Origin of the sequence: Photorhabdus viridis (assembly GCF_040256935.1) — a bacterium.
In the GTDB taxonomy this organism is placed as follows: Bacteria; Pseudomonadota; Gammaproteobacteria; order Enterobacterales; family Enterobacteriaceae; genus Photorhabdus; species Photorhabdus viridis.
In genome coordinates this window covers 1-1,402 of record NZ_JBEJZY010000148.1, presented here as the reverse complement: position 1 = coordinate 1,402, position 1,402 = coordinate 1, and the positions used below count along the sequence as shown (strand labels likewise).

The 1,402-nt window shown below is 40.6% G+C and carries 3 protein-coding genes; 2 read left to right on the top strand and 1 reads right to left on the bottom strand.

Annotated elements, in window-relative coordinates:
* A partial coding sequence (locus ABR397_RS22610) for an RHS repeat domain-containing protein (protein ID WP_350307674.1) occupies positions 1-712 on the top strand: 712 nt, incomplete at its 5' end.
* A gap of 11 nt (positions 713-723) precedes the next feature.
* A complete protein-coding gene (locus ABR397_RS22605) occupies positions 724-1,170 on the top strand; it encodes a DUF6386 family protein (RefSeq protein WP_350307673.1) in 447 nt (148 codons plus the stop codon).
* A gap of 48 nt (positions 1,171-1,218) precedes the next feature.
* Here ABR397_RS22605 and ABR397_RS25525 read toward each other — a convergent pair whose 3' ends face one another.
* Entirely contained in the window at positions 1,219-1,356 is a 138-nt protein-coding gene (locus ABR397_RS25525; protein WP_455430664.1) for a DUF7706 family protein, read from the bottom strand.
* Between the last annotated feature and the right edge of the window lie 46 nt (positions 1,357-1,402).

The following is a 1,402-nucleotide window of genomic DNA, read 5'->3' as shown; positions in this document are numbered from 1 at the left end:
GCCGCTGGCATTGTTCGACCCGGCCGGGAAACGGGTGTGGCGGCAGCCGAAACAGTCGCTGTACGGGCTGCGTCTGGCGGAGCAGGATGAAAACCCGCAGCTGGATCCGGGACTCCGATTTGCCGGGCAACTTTTTGATGAGGAAAGTGGTTTATTCTCTAATCGGTTCAGGTATTATTTGCCGGAAGGCTGTTGTTACCTCAGCCCTGATCCTCTGGGGTTAGCAGGAGGAGTAAATCCTTACAGTTACGTGCATAATCCGACGGGTTGGATCGACCCGCTGGGGCTAGCGGGGTGTTCGACATTAACGGTTAATAAGCCAAAGATTTTAAGCAACCCTAACTTATCTGATGCAGAAAGGAAGTTTCTTGAGAGAGAATTTAGGATAAAACAAAATGCATTAAGCAGAGCGGCTAAACGAGGTGAATTAGTTTGGTCTCCAGGCACACATGATATAAGGATTTCATCTTTACAAAATTCTTATAGAAAAGCAGTGGCAGAACGCTATGAAAGAATGTTCAATAAGGCCCCTGATCTATCAAAACTTAATGCTGACCATCCAGTAGACCTTATAGTAGGTGGTTCTGCAACACAAGGGCTAAAAATGCTCAATGAGTCCATTAATAAAAGTGTTGGTAGCTCTTTGAAAAATGCTGGCAGGAAAGCAGGATTAAAAGCTGGCGATAAAATTAGTGAAATAATATTCATTTAAGGATGATTTCAATGAACGATTCTTTTTTTTTCACAACGGATACAGCAACTTTAGCTATATTTGATTTACAAGCAATAAAACACAGAATAACAGATACTCCTGATTGGTGGAGTATTCCAGACGATGAATTAAAAGAAGTAAATGAAGGCAATATTGCTTTTTTTGGCTTAAGAGATGATGGTGGTTATATAATTGAAATTATTGATAATATTGAACAGCCAGATATTAGTTTGAACATAAAGGCACCATCGGGAAAAATATTCATTGGTGCCGGGGAAGATACCACAGGAGGAGATTTAGAACCTGATGATTCAGAATATATTTCAGGAAAGAAGATATCTTTAGAAAAAGGAAATTATCTGATTTTATTAAAGAAAAATGAAAACAACATACAGATATCATTTATAAAAAGTCAGTATTTTTTAAATAACCTTCAGGAGCCTATTAGATTAGGTTAATTCAAGTAGGGCAGAAGATCTTACAGATCTTCTGCCCTGATTAATGATCTACCGTGGCGCATACCCACGGTAAGCCAGAGCGGATTGGAGCTTAGAGATCGCAACCTTAATCTGATACGCCTCCTCGTCATTCACGGCACAGGCGCGTATCTCTGCCCAGTTCAACCGCTTAACCAGTTGCGCCAAGGACAGTTAATGGCATTTAATCGAAAATTATTAACCGTTAATAGCA

What these genes read in the sequence shown, in the direction of transcription:
- ABR397_RS22605 (WP_350307673.1), top strand. Translation starts at nt 724, where the DNA reads ATGAACGATTCTTTTTTTTTCACAACGGATACAGCAACTTTAGCTATA.